Here is a 17767-nt window from a genome sequence, read left to right as displayed (position 1 = left end):
GAAAATAATCTTTTCATTCTATAAAAAAATGATCAACAGAATCAAAGCGGTCTGTTGGTTTTGGTATATGAGTCTTGGCTCATAATTCTAACGAGTGTTGAACGACCATTTTTGTATGACGAGACCGTCTTTTTTGTACGATAGAATTCTTTCCTGTGGGAACTCCCGCATTTTGACGGTTGCGTACTGGATTCTTCTGTTTTCGTTTCAATTCTCCTGTATGGAAGCTCAGAAATTCAGCTTGGATGCGAGCAATCCGGCGGGTCTTCTTTTACAAATCGCAGTTCCGAACATCATTTCGGGAAATACCACCGGAACCACGGGCGCCGGTTCTTCCTCGGCTTTTAGCGCGACTCCGGATATTCATTCCGTAAATCTTCGTTGGACCGCGAGCACCGACGGTTCTAAGTTTAAGCTCTATTCTTCCACGACGTCCACGGTGACTGTAACGGGTTCTCCTGAAATTACAGGGAGCGGGACCGGGATCACCGGAAACACATATACGCATACCGGACTTTCCGGAGGAGTCGCTCGTTATTATCTTTTGGAAAAAATACAAACCGACGGAACCAAAACGTATTCTGATATCATTCAAGCGAAGCCGTATTACCTTCCTTCGGACGTTTCCAGTTTGGTGCTTTGGTTGAGCGCGGACTCCGGAATTACGAAAGACGCTTCGAATAAAATTACTTCTTGGTTGGATCAGGTGAACGGAAGCAACTTCGTTAATGCGACCGCAAACCAAGAGCCGTTCTGGGTCGCGAATTATAGAAATCAAAGACCGTTCGTTCAGACGAGCAACCCGCAGGCTCGATTCTTTTCCGGCCCGGGTGTCGGGATCACGGGAAGTTCTTATACGATTCTTTATGTTTTGGAACAAGCAGCCGTCGCCGCGACGAGCGACGGGATTCTCCATTTATCGGGCGGCCCGAATACTTTGATTTTGAAAATTCAAAACGGTCAATTTCAAGTAAACACCGGCTCGGGGGATTTTAAGAGCAACACATACGCGACGAACGTGGCTCATATCGCGACGGCTCAATTCTCGAGCACTTCGACTTCCTTATATTTAAACGGGACCTTGGATAAAACGACGACTAATGTGTATCCCGCTTCGGGAAACACCACGAGTTATCTCGGAGTTTATTTCGGCGGCGCCGGATTCGAAGGAAAGATCGCGGAAGTTCTCATCTACAATCAAGGACTCAGCACCGCGGACCGAATCAAAGCGGAATGTTATCTGAGTTTTAAATACAATCTCTCCGTTCCTCACGTCTGCAATTAAAGATTCTATATTTAGAATATTCTAAAATATGAATTTAGGTTCGATTTCCGATCGATTCTTTTTTAACGATTGTAAACGTAAATCGCGCCCGAATCCGGTTTGAGTTCGTTCCAGTTTTGAAGCAGGCCGTTCGCGTTTACGGTTTGACCTCCGTCTTCCTGCGGCGCTCCCGATACGATCGTATCCTCTGAAAGCGCTACGCTATATCCGAACCAATCGTTGGATTGTACGTTCCGCGCTTTGATATACGATTGTTGCGTCCAAGTCGTTCCGGTTCTTTGATAAACGTAAACCGCTCCCGAACCCGGAAGCGAATTGTCCGTGCAGGCCGTCGTTCCGTTGAGAACTCGGTTTTCGTTTCCGTCTTCCCAATACGTTCCTACCGCGATCGTATCTCCGAAAACCGAAAGACTGAATCCGAAATAGTTCACGGTTGTCGGGTTGGACGCTCTGATTTCCGCTTCGACGCTCCAAGCGCTTGCGTTCCGAACGAACACATATACCGCGCCTTCGTTGGATTGAGCCGCGCTCGCGGCGATCGTGTTTCCGTGGATCGATACGGTGATTCCCAGTTGTTGACCCGCCGCCGGAGTCGGCGGAGCGCTAATCGCCTTGAGATAGGCTTCTTGCGTCCAGACGGTTCCTGTTCGCACATACACATACACGGCTCCGGAGCTAAAGGAAGAATTGTTCGCGCTTGCAGTCGTCCCGTTTGTGATCGTGGTTTGATTGCTACTTTCTATAGGCGCGCCGACTACCAATGTTTCGGCCGATAAGGAAATGCTATATCCGAATAGATCTCCCGCTTCGCCGTTGATCGCTTTGATATAGGCTTCCTGATCCCAAGTCGCTCCGGTTCTTTTGTAAACGTAGACCGCACCCGAGTTTCCGTTGGAATTGTCGGCGCTCGAAGTGTTGCCGTTTGTAATCGTTGTCTGATTGCTTGCTTCCGCGTACGCTCCTACCGCGATCGTATCTCCTTGGATTGCCACGCTGTATCCGAACGAGTCGCCCGCTTCCGCGTTAGACGCCTTGATGTAGGCTTCCTGATTCCAAGTTGTTCCGGTTCTTTTGTAAACGTAGACAGCGCCGGAATAAGGCGCGGAATTGTCCGCGCTTGCGGTTGGCCCGTTCGTGATCGTTGTCTGACTGCTACCTTCTCCGATCGCTCCTACCGCGATCGTATCCCCTTGGATTGCCACGCTGTATCCGAACGAATCCCAGGCTTCCGCATTCGGCGCTTTGATATAGGCTTCCTGAATCCAACTCGCGCCGTTCCTTTTATAAACGTAAACGGCTCCCGATCCGTCCGCGGAGTTATCCGCGCTCGCCGTCGTTCCGTTGGTAATTGTCGTTTGGGAACTGCTCTCTAAATAAGCTCCTACCACAAGAGTATCTCCGTCCAAAGCTACCGCCCATCCCAGAGAATCCGAGCTATCGGAATTGGAAGCCTTCAGATAGGAACCCTCGTTCCAAAGGAAAAGGGTGGCGGACAAAGTAAACGTAGTCGAAGTAGAACCACTTTCGTTTTTTGCGGTGATCGTATAATCGGTCGTAGGAATCCGAACACTCGGAGTGCCGGAAAGCGCGCCCGTTACAGGATCTAAGACGATTCCCCGCGGCAATGCGGGTGTTACCGAGAATTCTGTCGGAGTTCCCCGTATGGAAGGACGAAAGGTGGGAATTTGCGTATGAGTCGTATATTGATAGGAAGAAACCGGATAACGCAGATCGGAGACCGGTCCTTCCCTCAGAGAAAAAAGATTCAGATAGACAGGCGTTCCGAAACCGCCTTGCAGGCAACCCGAGGAACATAAAAAAGCCGCCGAAAGCAGTAAAGAATAGAATAATATTCTAAACCGATTTGAAAAAAAGGAGCCTATACCGAAACGCAGGAGGAAAGTTACGTTCCGATATTCGGCTCGTTGATTAGGAAAATCTAATGTTTTATCTTTGGAAGGCATACGTCGCTCCGGCTCGATACATGGAATTGTCCGCGTTTGCGGTCGTTCCGTTCGTGATCGTCGTCTGATTGCTCGCTTCCTGAGGGGCTCCGACTACGACCCTGGTTCCGTCCAAGGCGACGCTGGAACCGAACAAGTCTCCGCTTCCTACGTTGGGGGCTTTGAAATAGGCGTATTCTCCCCAAAGTCCCGCCGACTTTTGGAACATGTAAACCGCTCCGGATTGAAAACATCTTTCGTCCCAAGTCGTCAAAGGCCCGAAGGAGATCGTGGATAGTCCACTCGATTCGTTGATCGCACCGACGACGATAAAGTTTCCGTCGATCGCCACGGAAGTTCCGAATTGATCCCCGGTTTGGACGTTTTTCGCTTTGAGATAAGCGGTCTGCGCCCAGGTCGTTCCCGTTCTTTCATAAACGTAAGCCGCTCCGGAAGCGCCTAACAAGTTGGATGAACTTGCCGTCGATCCGTTGATTACGGAATCCCGATCGCCGTCTTCGAGCGCGGCGCCGATGACGATCGTATCGGCCGAAATGGAAACGGATTTGCCGAATTGATCGTTCGAAGTCAAGTCCGAGGATTTTAAGAACGCTTCCTGATTCCATTGTCCGGCAGTTCTTCGAAAGACGTAGGCCGCACCCGATTCCGATTTTGAATTATCGGCGCTTGCGCTTGCTCCGTTAGACGTCACAGCTTGACTGTCTTCTTTATACGCTCCTACTACGATCGTTGACCCGGATATGGAAACGCTTGAACCGAAGTAATCGTTGTTATCCGGGTTCGGCGTTTTGAGATAAGCCTCTTGGGTCCAGGTCCCGGCGTTTCTTCGGAAAACGTAAGCCGCTCCCGAATCGGATTTGGAATTATCCGCACTCGCGCTTGTTCCGTTTGTGATCGCGTTTTGAGAACTGTCTTCCCATTCCGCACCGACGACGATCACGTCTCCGTCTATGTCCACCGACGAACCGAAACGATCGCCCGAACCGAAGTTGGAGGCTTTGAGCAGGGCCTCCTGGGTCCAGGTTGTTCCGGTTCTCACAAAGACGAAAGCGGAACCGGAGCCTCCGTTGGAAGGAGCTCCCACAACGATCGTATCTCCCGAAATCGAAACGCTCGCACCGAAGTTGTCGTTGGAATTTGGATTGGAAGCCTTTAAATACGCTTCTTGCACCCAAATTCCGGCAACCTTTCGATAGACGAAAGCGGCTCCGGAAGCGAAAAGGCTGATGTTGGAACTCGCGGGAGCGGGGCCGTTCGTAAGTCCGATTTGATTGCTGTTCTCCCGATATTCTCCGACGACCATCGTATCCCCCGAAACCGCGACGCTGTTTCCATAAAAAGAATCTCCGATCACAAAGGACGGTTTGAAGTAAGCCTCGTTCAACCATCCTCCGCTGTTCGGCGTTGTAGGAGGATTGATAACCGTCGTCGGAGAATCGATCCCACCTTCCGACGTTGAACCGACGCGCAAGCCGCTTCCGACCAACGCCAAAAGATTGAGATCGTTTCGGGGTTTGTATTCGCATTGAAAAAAGAAAGAAAATAGAACGCAAAAAACGAAAATTCGAATTCGTCCGTTTCCGGTTCGATTTCGTGCAAGGGAAGAATTTTGTTTTTTCCGGCGGTCCATAATTTTCAAAAGAAGAAGAAACATTTCTTCTTAGGCGAAAAAATCTACACCGGATTTCGTCTATCGTCGCATCTACTTATAAGTGTATATTCGTTAGTTATTAATTAGTTCTCTATTATGATTTTGATATATTTTCGAGGTTCTCTGCGCTTTGGAGCCCGCATTTGCAGGAGTTCCCACAAAGTTTTATTCCTCAATCGTGGAAGCGAAAGCGATTTGCGGTTTTAATCGATCCCGTAAGAGTTCCTACGATGCGTTAGGGATACGTAGGGCGCGCCAGCGGCCCCGTTTGTTTCCGGTAAAGGTTTGCGTTCGTTTCGGATGGGACCCGCGTTCGTCGGTAGATCTACGGGGCCGAAGCGGAGCGTAGCCCGGAGCAGCCCGACCCGCGCGGTTGTAAAAACAAAATCGAATATTCAAAAATTTGAATCTATTTTCCGGAATCGTTTCGCGCGGGGAACGCCCGTAACTCCCCGCCCGTAAAATATGCGTTTCACGGAAAGCCGTTTCGCTCGTCGTTCTGAAATTTTAAAACCAAAACGGCGAGGCCGCTTAACGTCAAATCCTCGCCAATCTTCCTTCCATCATCTCAATGACTTGTTGCATCGGCTTTTTGTTGATTACGATTTCATACGCCGCCGCGAGAACCGGAGTATCTTCCGCGGTGATGTTCATCAGATTCGGCAGAACCTTGAGGCCGTAAAAACCGTTCGACATTCTTTCCGACGGAGAACCATAAGCGATATCGTAACCGGTCTTGCGATCCTTTGCGTCCGTTCCGAAACAGGAAAGCATAAAGTCCGTCAAACCCGAAAGTCCTTGAAAGGTTTCCGGTTGTCCTCCCATATTCGTTCCGATCGCGGTCATCTCCATAAAGAAACGATTGGAAAGATGAAAGAGAGAATTATCCACGTTCCCGCCGAGAGTTTGTGTGAAATAACCTTCCACGATTCCCATCGCAAGCGCATAGATCGTTTTAAGTGCGCCGCCCAACTGAACGCCTTTGATGTCCGTCGGAATTCTCGCGGGACGAGGAAAGATATAACCGGTAGTAAACAGCTTTTGAATTCTCGGGATCAAACTCGCGTTGGACGCGGCGATCTCGAAACCGGAAATTTTTCTTTCCATGATCTGATCGGGATAACAAGCTCCGGCGATCACGCCGAGACGATCGTCTTCCAAACCGAACGCGGTCTGAACTTCGTCGAGGATCAAACCCGTGCTCGTAAATCCTTTGACCACGTTGAAGAACGGAGCCTTGTTCTTGTTTAAGTAAGGCTGGATTTCGGGATAAACGTTGATGAGTTCCCAAGGATTGGTTCCTTGAATGAACAACGTCGCCGTTTTTAAAACTTCCGGATCGGAAGTGAAAATCAAGTTCGGCGGAAGTTTATAAAGAGGATAGTATTTCAGTTCTCTTCGTTCGGTGTTGCATTGTTCCGTATAAGCTTGATCCGGATGATAGAGATAAACTAGGACGTTCTTGTTGGCAAGCAGAGTGGCTACCGCGATCGACATACTGCTCGCGCCGATCACTACGATTTTTTCCTCGGGTTCTTTCGGAATCTTGATCAGAATATTCTTACCCGAAACATCTCCCGTGTAAAGATTTCTGTAGGTTCCGTGTTGATGTTTGTTTAGATTCGAACCGACGAGAAGCGCGAGGTTGTCGATGAGGAATTGTTTTTTGTCTCCGTGTTCCGGGAACTGAAGTTGTTCGACTTCCTTCGGAAAAGTTTCCATCTGCTTGCGGGAAAGTTCTCCGACTAACACCGGCTTGCCGATGACGAGTTTTCCGTTTACCTGATTGAACAAAAGGCTGGTCGTGGGGAGAATCTTGTCCGTCTTTTCGAGAGAGATCGGAATGATGACCTTGTTCGCGACGTAGTGATACACGGTTTCCACGAAAGGCATCAATCTTCCGTCGCGGGAACGCGTTCCTTCCGGGAAGATCGCGACGATCTTACCTTCGGATTGAAGTTTTTGAGAATGACGAAAGGCTCTCATGTTGATTTTGGTCATCACGTCCGAAAGACTCGGGTTATCCGCCATGTCCCTTTTGGAACAAACCAAAAGAGTTCCGAACATATAAAGACCGAGACGGGTAAAGTCCGGTTCGTAAGCGAGTCTTCCCGCGATGAAGACGAGTTGTTCCGCGATGGACTTACCTTCGGGAGAACAGTTATACAACTGATGAAAGATCGCGGGCGCGTCGAGATGCGATAAGTGATTGGAGATCAACGTGATCGGATATTTTCCGATCAGAGGTTTGACCGCTTTGAGATTGTCCACGCCTTCCACGGTGAACTGTTTCATGATCGGAGAAAGAAACTCCATCATAAACTCTCTGGATCTTTGTTCGGGAGAAGTGTAAACCCCCACGGTTTCGAGAAGATTCGGTTCTTTGAATACGTCCATGACCGGAGGCATCGGAGTCACCGAAGAGAGATATAAAAACTTCTGAAGAATCTTTTTGGCTTCTTCTTCCGTCATTCCGGAACGTTTGAATAAATGAATGTTTTCGAAAAATTCTTTCTGCCACTTGCCCACGCTGGATTCTTTCTCAGCCATCTATATACCTTCCTGGTCCGTTCAAAAATAAATTCTTAACAACCGGCGTTTCCCGAAAAGGGAATCCGGATTCTTCGCTTTCCGATATGTTCTATGAAAGAGGGATCGGAGTTTAAGATCGTTTTCGGTTACTCCGAACGAAAAGAAATTTTCGAGTCGGATTCGGGTTCTCACCGCTCCCGGGATCGCCCGGAAAAGCCTTTTTAGAAGGGCTTGTCGATGTCATGAATAGAAATCTTGCGATGGAAAGAATCCCTGGATCGGTTGATAATCATCCGTTTGCAATGGGAATTGTCATTCTATTTTTTTAAAAAGGTTTGAATTCTGACGTCTCGGTTTTGAACTGTATTTTGGAACTGAAGTCTTCCAAAACATGAATCAGAATCTCCCAGAACCCAGCCAGAAAAAATGGATTCCCGACGGGTTTCACTTTCTCGGCCCCGAAGACAGCAAGGACAGAAGGATCTTACTCGAAACCGTATCCGCCGTTCTTAAAAAAAAAGGGTATTCTGAAGTATTCTTACCCGCGTTCGATTATAGCTCCACGTTTTTACAAACGGTTTCCGCTCCCGATTCTTCCTCTTTATTCAGAATTCGTGATCTTTCCGGAAACGAAATTTCTCCGAGCATCGACTTAACCGTACAAGCGGTCAAAGGGATGGCCGGTTTTTCCCACCAAAGGGAGAATCAAAACATATTCTATGTCGGAAGAGTTTTCCGGGAAAACGCGCAGGGAAGCGTATCCCGAAAAGAAGTCCTTCAGATCGGCGCGGAATCGATCGGAGCTTCCGGCAAGGAAAATACGTTTAAAATTTTGGAAGAATTGGACGAGATCGTTTCGCTTCTTCCCTTGGAAGAGAATCTAACGCTTGTTTTAGGGAACGTAAATCTGTTTCAGTCCATCGTCCGAGAATTCGAGTTGAGTTCGGGCGAGATAGAAATTCTTTCCAAACTGCTTTATCAGAAAAACGGAAACGAGATCGAAAGAATTTTCGGAGATAAAAAGAATCACGAGGTTCTCATTCGTTTGTTAAGCGCGCTCGTGTTGAACTTCGATTTGGATTCCTTAAAAAAATCCCTGAACGTTTCTTCCCTTTCGGAGAATCTTCAAAAAAGTTTGAACTCGATTCTCGAGGAAACTTCCTGGATCTTCCGGTCTTGGGAATCTAAAAAAAGAAAGATCGATCTTTGTATCGATTTCTCTCTTCTGAGAGATTTGAACTATTATACAGGTTTCGTATTTCAAGGTTATCTGCAAGGTTCTCCCGATCCGGTTTTGACCGGAGGCGCTTACGATCATCTTTACGAAATGTTTTCGGGGGTGCAGAGGGACGCGAGCGGTTACGCGATCGTGGTCAACACCTTGGAAGCTTCTCTCAGAACTCCTCTTTCCGATTCCAAATCATGAAACGCAATCTTACCAAGCATCTATTTGAGGAAAAACTATGCCCGCATCGTTAGTAGTAGGAACCCAATGGGGGGATGAAGGAAAGGCAAAAGTCATCGACTTTCTTTCCAAGGACACGGACATCATCGTTCGTTATCAAGGGGGCGCGAACGCCGGTCATACGGTCGTCGTTCATGGAAAAAAATACGTATTCCATTTGGTTCCGTCCGGAGTGATCTACGACCAGACGATTTGTGTGATCGGAAACGGAGTCGTTTTGGATCCTCTATTCTTCATAGAAGAATGTGATCGTCTGCAAAAGGAAGGTTTTCCGGTTTACGACAAGCTTTTGTTAAGCGACGCGTGTCATCTTTTGTTTCCGTATCATTCTCAGATAGATTCCGCCAGAGAAACTACTCTCAGTCAGGAACACAAGATCGGAACGACCAAAAAAGGAATCGGGGTCTGTTACGCGGACAAGATGATGAGAACCGGTCTGAGAGTGGGGGATCTTTTGGACGATTCTTACGAATCCCGTCTCAAACATCTCGTCGACGAAAAAAATCGGGAGCTCGACAAACTCTACGGAATGCCTCCCGTTTCCTTTAAGGAAATCAACGAGGGTTTAAAATTCTTCCTTTCCAAGGTAAAAAAGAATATTATAAATACTGCATATTATCTGGATAACGAACTCAAAAAAGGAAAACGAGTTCTTCTGGAAGGCGCTCAAGGAACCGGTTTGGACGTGGACTTCGGAACATATCCGTATGTCACGAGCTCCAACCCGACCACGGGCGGCGCTTTGATCGGAACGGGAATTCCATTTCAACATTTGAAACACGTGATCGGGATCACGAAGGCTTATACTACGAGAGTGGGCGAGGGCCCGTTCCCTACCGAACTTTTGGGTGAAGCGGGCGAGGCTCTGCGTCAAAAAGGCGGAGAATTCGGTGCGACTACAGGACGTCCGAGACGTTGCGGTTGGTTCGACGCGGAAATGTTAAAACATTCCGTTCGTATCAACGGAATCACTTCGATCGCTTTGACAAAGATCGATATTCTTTCCGACTACGATAAGATTCCGGTTGCGGTCGGTTACAAGTCGAACGGAAAGATGTTGGATTGTTTTCCGTCTCAAGGTTTGGAAAAAGTGGAAGTGGTCTACGAAGAATTTCCAGGATGGAAAACCGATATCTCCGGCATCTGCGAGTTTCAAAAACTTCCCGAGAAATGTAAGAATTATATTTCCGCTTTGGAAAAACTGATCGGAGTGAAGATCAATTTGGTTTCGACCGGTCCCGATCGTAAGGATACGATTCACGGAGATTCTTTTTAAAAGAATCGTAAGTTTTTTCGACGTTTTTGATTGACCCACCATGCTCGAAAAATATCGTGTATTTCGTAACGCTTCGAGTCGTTAGCTCAGCTGGTAGAGCAATTCCCTTTTAAGGAATGGGTCCGGGGTTCGAATCCCCGACGACTCAAAGAAACGTTCTCATAAGCCGCCATCGTCTAGTGGTTAGGACACAAGATTTTCATTCTTGGAACAGGGGTTCAATTCCCCTTGGCGGTACCACCCTTCTTCGATTCCTTTTTTCCTTCTCTCAAAAGATCTAAACTGTCAAATCCGTCTTTGTCTTCGAGCCGTAGCCTTCCTCGAGAAACTTGAATTTCGATTTCGGTTCCATAAAAATAAAAAAAACATTCAAATTTTAGAATATTTTGAGTTCATGATGCGTTTTGCGTCCGCGATCGTTCTGCCTCGATTTATGTTCGTTTAACATTTCCGGATTTTTCGGTAAATAAATTTCGAATTCGCGGGATTGAATCTGTCCGAAAGAGAATTCCATCGGGTAGAACAGACAAGCGAGGAAAGAATGACAATCATACAACGTTTTCTGAAAATACCGATATTATTGATTCTCATTGGTTCTTTATTATTTTCCTGTAATACCTATTACAGAGTCACCGATCAACATTTGGTTCCCGCGAGCGACGCCATGATTAAAATCGATCTCGCGATTCTGATCGGAATTCTTTCACTTCCGGATAAAAGTCTTCGCTATTATCCGAGCACCCTTACGACGGGCGGTTTGATTACTTTGATTACGGGACTCGGCCGAGGAGACGTGCAAATGACCGATCTTTTCGAAAAGGACAAGGTTGAGGAATGCGCTACGTCGATCACCGCGGCGATCGTTCTCGGAAAAAAACTGGATGCGGGCTATGTCGCGGCGGCGAACTGCAAGTTGAAAAAGGTTCAGTGAGAATTTTTACACTTCGGAGTTTTGCGTTCTCTTTTTTATGCGGTTCGCTGCGGAAGAGTTCACCGAGATTTCGTTTCCGCTCGTTTTCCGTAGACGCTACAGATCGAATTGATTCTACAGGTTTCACAGAGTTCTTTCGCGTATTTCGATTTACATTTTCTTAATATTCCCAGACGACTGAGCGCGAAATCTCCTTTGACCGGATCTTCGGGAAAAATTTCCGAAAAGAATCGGGTAATCTCCTCGGCCTTTTTCCAATCCGGCGTTTGTCGGGAACTGATCTTCAAAACACTTGCAATTCTTTGAATGTGAACGTCCAACGGGAATTGAAGTTCGCTCGGAGAAATACTTCGATAAATTCCGAAGTCCGGATATTCTTTTCGAACCATCCAACGAAGATACATACAATACCGTTTTAAGGAAGTGGTTTTGAATCCTTGTCCGATCAGAAATTTATATCCGTAACTTTTCGTTTGTTTCGAGTCTATCGCTTCGGATTCCTTAAGAAATCTCAACTGAAAGGAAAGAATTCTCCTTCGGAGCGGCCCGCCCTGATCGAGAGATTTTTGTTCCTTAGCGGAAAGATCGAATTCTTCCTTTTGCGGTAAGGAAAAAAAGGATTCGAGTTTATGATCTTTCGTTTTTCGTAATACGTTTTGAAGCGCTTGCAGAAACAAAAAAGTATCCGCAGGTTTTTGAAAACGATAAGGAACGAGCTTTCTGCGGATCGGTTGTAGATTCTCCTCCGATAAAAAACGATGCGGAGAATTTCCGAAGAGATCAAAGAGTTGTTTGAGATGATTTTTGATCGCGGTTACGTTTCCATACGAATACAACGCGGAAATAAAACCCGCGACTTCACGGTCCTTTGAATCAGAAAACGAATGCGGGAATTCGATCGGGTCGGTGGAAAGAAACTCCGGAGTATCGTATTCGGAAAAAATATTCTCCAGAGTCTTTTTGATTTTTTGCGGGGAAGAATGGAAACTCAAGACTCTCTTTTCTTTTTCGTCGCGAGATAGGTTCTGGATTGTAATTCTCGGGCGAGAGCATTCTCCATAAAAGCGGAGGCTTCCCAAAGAAGTCCCGGATCGACTCCGGTTTTTATTCCCGACTTTTCAAGAAAGTAAACGAGATCGTCGGTCGCCAAGTTTCCCGCGGCGCCTTTCGCGTAAGGACAACCGCCGAGTCCGCCGGAGGAAGAATCAAAGGAACGAAGTCCCATCGAAAACGCTTTTTCCACGTTGGCGATCGCCATTCCGTACGTATCGTGAAAATGTCCGGCGAGTTTATCGGCGGGGATTTCTTTGAGAAGAAGTTCCAGAAGTTTTTCGACTTCTGCGGGAACTCCGGTTCCGATCGTTTCACCGAGCGAGATTTCATACGCGCCCAAGTCCAAAAGAACTTTAGAAACTTCTAATACTTTTTTCGGATCGATCTTTCCTTCGTAAGGACAGTCGATCACGGTGGAAACGTATCCGCGCACTTGAATTCCGTCCTGTTTTGCGAGTTTGAAAATCTCCTGAAAGCCTTCGATCGATTCGGCGATGGTTCTGTTGATGTTCTTTTTTGTGAAGGATTCCGAAGCGGCCGTAAACACCGCGACTTCCGGATAACCTGCGCTTCTTGCGGCCTCGTATCCCTTTACGTTCGGAGTAAGCGCCGAATAACGCACGTTTCCTTTTAGATCCAACAGGGCGGAAAGTTCGGCCGCGTCCGCCAACTGAGGAATCGCGTCCTTCTTTACGAAAGAAGTCGCTTCTATGTTTTTTAATCCGGCTCGAACCAGACGTTGAATGTATTCCGATTTGATTTCCGTGGAAACCGGACGTTTCTCGTTTTGAAGTCCGTCTCTCGGACCCACTTCCGTGATCTTTACTTTCATCCTAATTCTGATTCCATCGTTTTATTCTAAGCGGGCAAGCTAAATATGCCGTTCTCCTTCATTTGATTGGACTGTTCCCGTTATGATTCTTGTCTTGAAAAGCGGATTGCCTTATCTTGGAACAAATGCCAGATTCCAACAAAGCCATAGAAGTTCGAAGATTGAATCTGCAATTCGGTCCGAGAACGATTCTCGATTCGATTTCTTTCGAAGCCGATCCGGGAACGATCTTGGGAATTTTGGGAAGATCGGGTTCGGGCAAAACATCTCTTTTTCGAGTGATTTTAGGAATACCTTCGAGCGGAGAATTCGAACAAAGCGGAGACGTCTTTTTTTTCGGAAAGAAAAGAAAGGAGATTCCGATTCATGAGCTTCAACCGGTGTTTCAAGATCCTGTGGGAAGTTTTAATCCGACATGGTCTTTGGAAAAGGCATTGAAGGAACCTCTTCGAATTCTCGGGGGCGATATCGCGAAACGGGGAGAACAATCCTTTTCGGAATTATCCGATCTCTTTCGTTTGAGCGGAAAGGATTTAAGCCGCAACGTACTTTCTTTTTCAGGCGGAGAATTGCAGAGGGCCGCCATCTTCCGCGCTCTTTTGACGGAACCGAAGATTCTTTTTCTGGACGAAGCGTTAGGCGCCTTGGACCCGATTCTCTTGAACGAGGTTTTGGAGGTTTTAAAAAGAATTTCGAAAGAACGGAAGATCACGATTCTTCTCATCACACACAGTCTGAGAACCGCTAAAAAATTCTGCGATCAAATCGGAATATTAGAAAAAGGTAAACTGTTGGATTTCGGAAAAACGGAGGAAGTGTTCGGGAATTATAAGAGTTCTTTTACGGGGGAACTCATTCGTGCTGCCGATCTGAGCTCCCTCCGCGTTTGATCTTGATCAGATATCGATCTGATAGAGGTTTTTTCTGTCTTTTTTGTCTTTATACAAAGCGATCATGATATCGATTCGGTAGATCGAAGATCTAAGGCTGGACTCTAAAAGTCTAAGCGCTTTGATCTGATTTTCCAAGGAGATATCTCCCACTTTCGTATTCTCTATCTTGTCGAATCTTTCAAGTCTGACCTGAGATGCCAATACATCCGGAGGAGAGAAAATCAGTCTTTTGTTTTCAAAAGCGAATTCGTATTGAATTCTTTTTTTCTCAGAGGCAAGTTCAACTTCCTTGATTTTGCCGCCCTCAAACTTGAAACGAACATACTTGAGCAAGTTGCTCTCGTATCCTTCGTCAAAAGTAAAAGGAATGTCTTCCGTGACGATTGTTTGCACCTTTTCCAGTTCCGGTCTCAGAATTACGAGAAGCGAATGTTTCTTCTCCAAATCCGTAAGCCTTTCGTTGATCGTGCTTTCCAGATCTCTGACGATTTTCTGAAGAGATTTCGTGTAAGAACTTCCCTGTTCAGAAAACACATCGGAACGACTCAGGTCGTCCTGCCCTTTCTCTTTATTCTGCGCGAACGCAGGAACGCTAAGGAGGAAAAGCAGGATTGTGAGCCAGGTGATTTTTTTCATAGATTCCTCCAAGGTTCAAGATAACGGAAGAAAATTGAAAAAAGCAAACCTTTTTCACTCGTTTTTGTTTTCTTCTTCCAGGGACTTGATTTCGGCGAATCGTTTCGCGAGATCCCTTCTTCTTTCGATCACCTTATAGGAAAATTCGGAAAAGAAAGGATCGTTCGGATATTTGAGAAGTTGTTCGTATTGATCGGCGGCCGTGACATAATCGCCGACCTTACTAGCCGTTTCGGCGTAGAAGAAATGAAACTTCTTGTTGTATTGTTTCTTTTGTCCGAGATCGTCCACGAGTTCCGTGTTCTTAAAAATCCGATACGCGTAGAGATCCTTCGAGGAAAGAAGTTCGATTCTCGCTCTTCCCATTCTCGCGTCCGGACTTTGTTCGTCGATGCGGGCGGCTTCCTTGATGTAAAGAAGCGCTCGGTTTCGGAGATCGGTTCGGATATAATGATCCGCCAAAAGAAGAAGGGCTTCGGTGTGGAATTTGTTAAGCGAAACCGCCTTTCTCCAGAGAATGGTCGCGTTGATCGGCTCTCGCACGATTTCATACAACGTTCCCAAGTGGATAAAGGTTCTGTAATATTCCGGAATTTCCGCGCTCGCGTATTCGAATTGTATGATCGCCTTTTGGTATTTTTTTTCGAGGTGATACGCCCGGCCTAAGTTGTATCGAAACGGGAAGAATTTAGGATCGAATCGGGTTCCTTCCTCCAACATGGAAATCGCCTTGAGTCGTTCCTCCGATTTTCCCGTTTCCAAAAGTTTGACCACCTCGTTGTTGAAAAGTCCGCAGTTCGGAATTTCTTTCCCTTCGAACGTAAAACTTCCCTTCGACGCGGGCGGATCTCCTTTCCAGTTTCTTCCCGCGGCGACGATCAGATCCTGATCGGTTCTTAAAAACGATCCGTCGTTGTAATACTCGGGGGAAAGAATTTCGTTTTCGCCCCACAGCAAACCGGAATAGTACTGTCCTCCGATGAGAATCTGCGCGTTCGTCTCGCGGTTCGTAAAAAGGACGCAGAGAAAAAGAAGAATCGAGAAGATTCTCCGCCGAAGCAGAATAAAAACGCATTGTAAATTCCGTTTCGGAGAGGACTCTGGTTTCATAAGAGGAACCGGTTTTGCCACTTAAAGAACAAGCGCTCTTCGTCTGCAAAGACCTATCTTATTCTATCGGAAAAAAACGGATTCTCAAACAGGTCTCATTCTCCCTTTTCCGAGGAGAGTTTGCGCTTCTGCGGGGAGACAACGGCGCGGGAAAAACCACGTTGCTTCGCGCGATTTTAAATCACGAACATCATAAGGATTGTTTTTCTTTCAACGGTTTCGAAAACGATTCGAACACGGGTTCCGATTTCGCGAACGGAAACACGAACGATCATCCGAACAAAAATCCAAATCAAAACGTGAGCCCTTCCAAAACTCCGCGGATTTCTTATCTCGGTCACGAACTCGGTCTTTATACTTCCCTCGGTCTTGAGGAGAATCTTCGTTATTTTCTTTCCATCGCAAGAATGGAATATCCCGCCGAAAAGGTGGAGAATCTTTTACGATCGTTTAAACTTTGGTCGAGACGATTCGATCCCGTGTTTACGTTCTCCCGAGGAATGAAACAAAAGGCCGCCTTGGTCCGCGCTCTTTTGACCGGAGGGGATTTGATTCTTTTGGACGAACCTTTCACCGCGCTCGATCGATCCGGTTTGGAAACCGCGATCCGTCTTTTGGAGGAACATTCCCAAAACTCCGCGGTGATGATGGTAACACACGATCCCGGAATTCCGTTTCAAACAAGAACGATCACGTTGACCTTAAAGGAGGGAAATCTTGAAACTTCTGTTCTCTCTGCTTCATAAGGAATTTCTGTTATTGGGAAGGGCGATCAACGGAATTCTTTCCGTTCTCGTTTTGATCACTTCGATCGTATTCGTTTTTAATTATGCGTTGGAGCAGACCGGCAAACTCGATCGTCAGACCTTGATCGGAATCAAGTGGTCCGTTCTGTTTTTGACTTCTTACGTTTTTATCGGTCAATCTTCTTGGGAGGAACGCGAAAGCGGAGGGGGGAGAATCAGTTCTCTTTTCCTTCCGATCTGGATGCGTTTTCTTTCCAAATCCCTCGCGGTGTTTGCCGGTCTTTCGATCGCGGCGATCTACTTAATGCTTTTATTATCCGTTTTTTTTCAGGCGTTCTCCTTGGGTTGGAAGGATCTTACCGTGAACTTGATTTTTCTTTTACCCGGGGTTCTTTGTATTTCCTTTTTGGGAGTGGCCTTGAGTCATATCAGCGATTCTTCGAGGTTGAAGGAAATTCTTCTTCCTCTGTTGATGATTCCGTTTACGATTCCCATTCTTCTTTTTGGAATGGAAGCGGAAAGAAAACTGGAACGTCTTCCCGTGTTCGATCCGATTCCCGGTCTCGCCATCTTACTTTCGTTTTGCGCTTTTTATGCGGGAATCGGAATTCTTCTTTTGGAACTTTCCGGCGACGAACCCTGAGGAATCCAAGAATCTTTCTTGATTCCACCGACATTCTCTCGAATACTCTATTTCGTATGAAAATCCGAATCGCTCATCCTGTTTGGGACTGGGTTTTATCCGCAGTATTTTGTATCGGTTTTCCGATCGTCGTTTTATTTTCCCTCAATTATCCGAACGTGATTTTACAACAAGGAACCGCTCATAGAATTTTCTATTTTCACGTTCCGGTCGCTTGGGTCGCTTTGTACGGTCCGATGTTTTCGCTCGTGTTCGCGGTTTTGTATCTGATCCGAAAGGATTCGAAATGGGATCTGCTTTCTTTGGCCGCCAATCAGGTCGCTCTTCTGTTTGCGGTCGGGGTCATTTTTTCCGGGAGAATCTGGGCTTACAGCGCGTGGGGAGTCGCCTGGGATAAAACCGACGCAAGACTTCAGTCGTTTACGGTTTTGTTTATCAGCTTAATTGCATATTTCGTTTTTCGAATATTGATTACGGACGCTTCCAAAAAGAAAATCTTCTCCGCGTTCCTGAGCATTCTTTGCGCGGTAAACGCAGTCATCACTTGGGGCGCGATCCGTTGGATGGACAATCCCGGAAATCATCCCGAGTCCGTTCTCGGAAAGGGAGGAATGGATTCCGACATCCGGATCAGTTTTTGGATGGGAGTTCTCGCGTATCATCTTTTGTTTTTGGTTTTGATTCGTTTCGCATATCGTTTGGCTAAGATCGAAGACCTTCGGGAAAGTTTACCGGAAAGGGAAGAGTGAA

The 17767-nt window shown here is 46.7% G+C and carries 14 protein-coding genes, 2 tRNA genes and 1 pseudogene; 10 read left to right on the top strand and 7 right to left on the bottom strand.

The genetic code is table 11. The annotated features are described in order from the left end of the window. Positions 1–172: 172 nt before the first annotated feature. Positions 173–1285: a LamG-like jellyroll fold domain-containing protein gene (locus tag LEP1GSC052_RS13175; RefSeq protein WP_010573770.1), complete on the top strand. Its 1113-nt coding sequence runs from the start codon at positions 173–175 to the stop codon at positions 1283–1285. A 62-nt stretch (positions 1286–1347) separates the two neighbouring features. On the opposite strand, the gene LEP1GSC052_RS13170 is transcribed toward LEP1GSC052_RS13175, so the two are convergent. The 3 genes from LEP1GSC052_RS13170 to LEP1GSC052_RS13160 all read right to left on the bottom strand — a co-directional run bounded on the left by LEP1GSC052_RS13170 (position 1348) and on the right by LEP1GSC052_RS13160 (position 7450). Then, positions 1348–3249 (bottom strand): FG-GAP repeat protein, encoded by a 1902-nt coding sequence (locus tag LEP1GSC052_RS13170; protein ID WP_020986649.1) that lies wholly within the window; start codon positions 3247–3249, stop codon positions 1348–1350. Then, positions 3233–4720 (bottom strand): FG-GAP repeat protein, encoded by a 1488-nt coding sequence (locus tag LEP1GSC052_RS13165; protein ID WP_167593881.1) that lies wholly within the window; start codon positions 4718–4720, stop codon positions 3233–3235. The genes LEP1GSC052_RS13170 and LEP1GSC052_RS13165 overlap by 17 nt, the downstream gene beginning before the upstream one ends. A gap of 717 nt (positions 4721–5437) precedes the next feature. After that, a complete protein-coding gene (locus LEP1GSC052_RS13160; RefSeq protein WP_010573774.1) occupies positions 5438–7450 on the bottom strand; it encodes a 1-acyl-sn-glycerol-3-phosphate acyltransferase in 2013 nt (670 codons plus the stop codon). Between the two features lie 373 nt (positions 7451–7823). On the opposite strand from LEP1GSC052_RS13160, the gene LEP1GSC052_RS13155 reads away from it, so the two are divergent. The 5 genes from LEP1GSC052_RS13155 (at position 7824) to LEP1GSC052_RS13130 (ending at position 11104) form a co-directional block, all read left to right on the top strand. Further along, the gene (locus tag LEP1GSC052_RS13155) at positions 7824–8858 is read left to right on the top strand and encodes an ATP phosphoribosyltransferase regulatory subunit (protein ID WP_020985868.1); all 1035 of its coding nucleotides are present in this window, start codon (positions 7824–7826) and stop codon (positions 8856–8858) included. A 37-nt stretch (positions 8859–8895) separates the two neighbouring features. Further along, positions 8896–10173 (top strand): adenylosuccinate synthase, encoded by a 1278-nt coding sequence (locus LEP1GSC052_RS13150; protein WP_010573775.1) that lies wholly within the window; start codon positions 8896–8898, stop codon positions 10171–10173. Positions 10174–10248: 75 nt separating this feature from the next. After that, positions 10249–10321: transfer RNA gene (locus LEP1GSC052_RS13145), tRNA-Lys, on the top strand. Between the two features lie 17 nt (positions 10322–10338). Beyond that, positions 10339–10413 (top strand) — tRNA-Glu (locus tag LEP1GSC052_RS13140). A 301-nt stretch (positions 10414–10714) separates the two neighbouring features. Beyond that, positions 10715–11104 (top strand): hypothetical protein, encoded by a 390-nt coding sequence (locus LEP1GSC052_RS13130; RefSeq protein WP_125184820.1) that lies wholly within the window; start codon positions 10715–10717, stop codon positions 11102–11104. Positions 11105–11163: 59 nt separating this feature from the next. Here LEP1GSC052_RS13130 and LEP1GSC052_RS13125 read toward each other — a convergent pair whose 3' ends face one another. Together LEP1GSC052_RS13125 and LEP1GSC052_RS13120 are read right to left on the bottom strand one after the other, a co-directional pair. Then, a complete protein-coding gene (locus tag LEP1GSC052_RS13125; RefSeq protein WP_010573777.1) occupies positions 11164–12096 on the bottom strand; it encodes a TIGR02757 family protein in 933 nt (310 codons plus the stop codon). Further along, on the bottom strand, positions 12093–12989 hold the full coding sequence (locus tag LEP1GSC052_RS13120) for a hydroxymethylglutaryl-CoA lyase (protein WP_010573778.1): 897 nt from the start codon (positions 12987–12989) through the stop codon (positions 12093–12095). Before LEP1GSC052_RS13120 ends, LEP1GSC052_RS13125 begins: the two co-directional genes overlap by 4 nt. Before the next feature lie 125 nt (positions 12990–13114). Between LEP1GSC052_RS13120 and LEP1GSC052_RS13115 the strand changes: the two genes are divergently transcribed. Further along, positions 13115–13879 carry an ABC transporter ATP-binding protein gene (locus LEP1GSC052_RS13115; protein ID WP_040913016.1) on the top strand — a complete coding sequence of 255 codons (765 nt, stop codon included), beginning with the start codon at positions 13115–13117 and terminating at the stop codon, positions 13877–13879. Between the two features lie 6 nt (positions 13880–13885). Here LEP1GSC052_RS13115 and LEP1GSC052_RS13110 read toward each other — a convergent pair. Further along, positions 13886–14576, bottom strand: a pseudogene (locus tag LEP1GSC052_RS13110) (hypothetical protein). Beyond that, positions 14573–15628, bottom strand: a complete 1056-nt coding sequence (locus LEP1GSC052_RS13105; RefSeq protein WP_040913561.1) for a tetratricopeptide repeat protein — start codon at positions 15626–15628, stop codon at positions 14573–14575. The pseudogene LEP1GSC052_RS13110 and the gene LEP1GSC052_RS13105 overlap by 4 nt, the downstream one beginning before the upstream one ends. A gap of 14 nt (positions 15629–15642) precedes the next feature. On the opposite strand from LEP1GSC052_RS13105, the gene LEP1GSC052_RS13100 reads away from it, so the two are divergent. The 3 genes from LEP1GSC052_RS13100 to ccsA are packed head-to-tail and all read left to right on the top strand — an operon-like array spanning position 15643 to position 17766. Continuing rightward, positions 15643–16374 carry an ABC transporter ATP-binding protein gene (locus LEP1GSC052_RS13100; protein ID WP_010573784.1) on the top strand — a complete coding sequence of 244 codons (732 nt, stop codon included), beginning with the start codon at positions 15643–15645 and terminating at the stop codon, positions 16372–16374. Next, positions 16346–17017, top strand: coding sequence for a heme exporter protein CcmB (locus LEP1GSC052_RS13095; RefSeq protein ID WP_020985549.1), 672 nt, complete (start codon positions 16346–16348; stop codon positions 17015–17017). Before LEP1GSC052_RS13100 ends, LEP1GSC052_RS13095 begins: the two co-directional genes overlap by 29 nt. A 56-nt stretch (positions 17018–17073) precedes the next feature. Then, positions 17074–17766, top strand: coding sequence for a cytochrome c biogenesis protein CcsA (ccsA, locus tag LEP1GSC052_RS13090; protein WP_010573785.1), 693 nt, complete (start codon positions 17074–17076; stop codon positions 17764–17766). The last annotated feature ends 1 nt before the right edge of the window (position 17767 follow it).

The sequence above is a fragment of the Leptospira kmetyi serovar Malaysia str. Bejo-Iso9 genome, assembly GCF_000243735.2.
Classification (GTDB): domain Bacteria; phylum Spirochaetota; class Leptospiria; order Leptospirales; family Leptospiraceae; genus Leptospira; species Leptospira kmetyi.
The sequence above is the reverse complement of the archived record's forward strand: the minus strand, read 5'-3'. Positions and strand labels throughout refer to the sequence as shown.

Coding starts and splice junctions, on each gene's coding strand:
- LEP1GSC052_RS13105 (WP_040913561.1), bottom strand. CDS start 15,628: ATGAAACCAGAGTCCTCTCCGAAACGGAATTTACAATGCGTTTTTATT.
- LEP1GSC052_RS13155 (WP_020985868.1), top strand. CDS start 7,824: ATGAATCAGAATCTCCCAGAACCCAGCCAGAAAAAATGGATTCCCGAC.
- LEP1GSC052_RS13170 (WP_020986649.1), bottom strand. CDS start 3,249: ATGCCTTCCAAAGATAAAACATTAGATTTTCCTAATCAACGAGCCGAA.
- LEP1GSC052_RS13150 (WP_010573775.1), top strand. CDS start 8,896: ATGCCCGCATCGTTAGTAGTAGGAACCCAATGGGGGGATGAAGGAAAG.
- LEP1GSC052_RS13130 (WP_125184820.1), top strand. CDS start 10,715: ATGACAATCATACAACGTTTTCTGAAAATACCGATATTATTGATTCTC.
- LEP1GSC052_RS13115 (WP_040913016.1), top strand. CDS start 13,115: ATGCCAGATTCCAACAAAGCCATAGAAGTTCGAAGATTGAATCTGCAA.
- LEP1GSC052_RS13160 (WP_010573774.1), bottom strand. CDS start 7,450: ATGGCTGAGAAAGAATCCAGCGTGGGCAAGTGGCAGAAAGAATTTTTC.
- ccsA (WP_010573785.1), top strand. CDS start 17,074: ATGAAAATCCGAATCGCTCATCCTGTTTGGGACTGGGTTTTATCCGCA.
- LEP1GSC052_RS13120 (WP_010573778.1), bottom strand. CDS start 12,989: ATGAAAGTAAAGATCACGGAAGTGGGTCCGAGAGACGGACTTCAAAAC.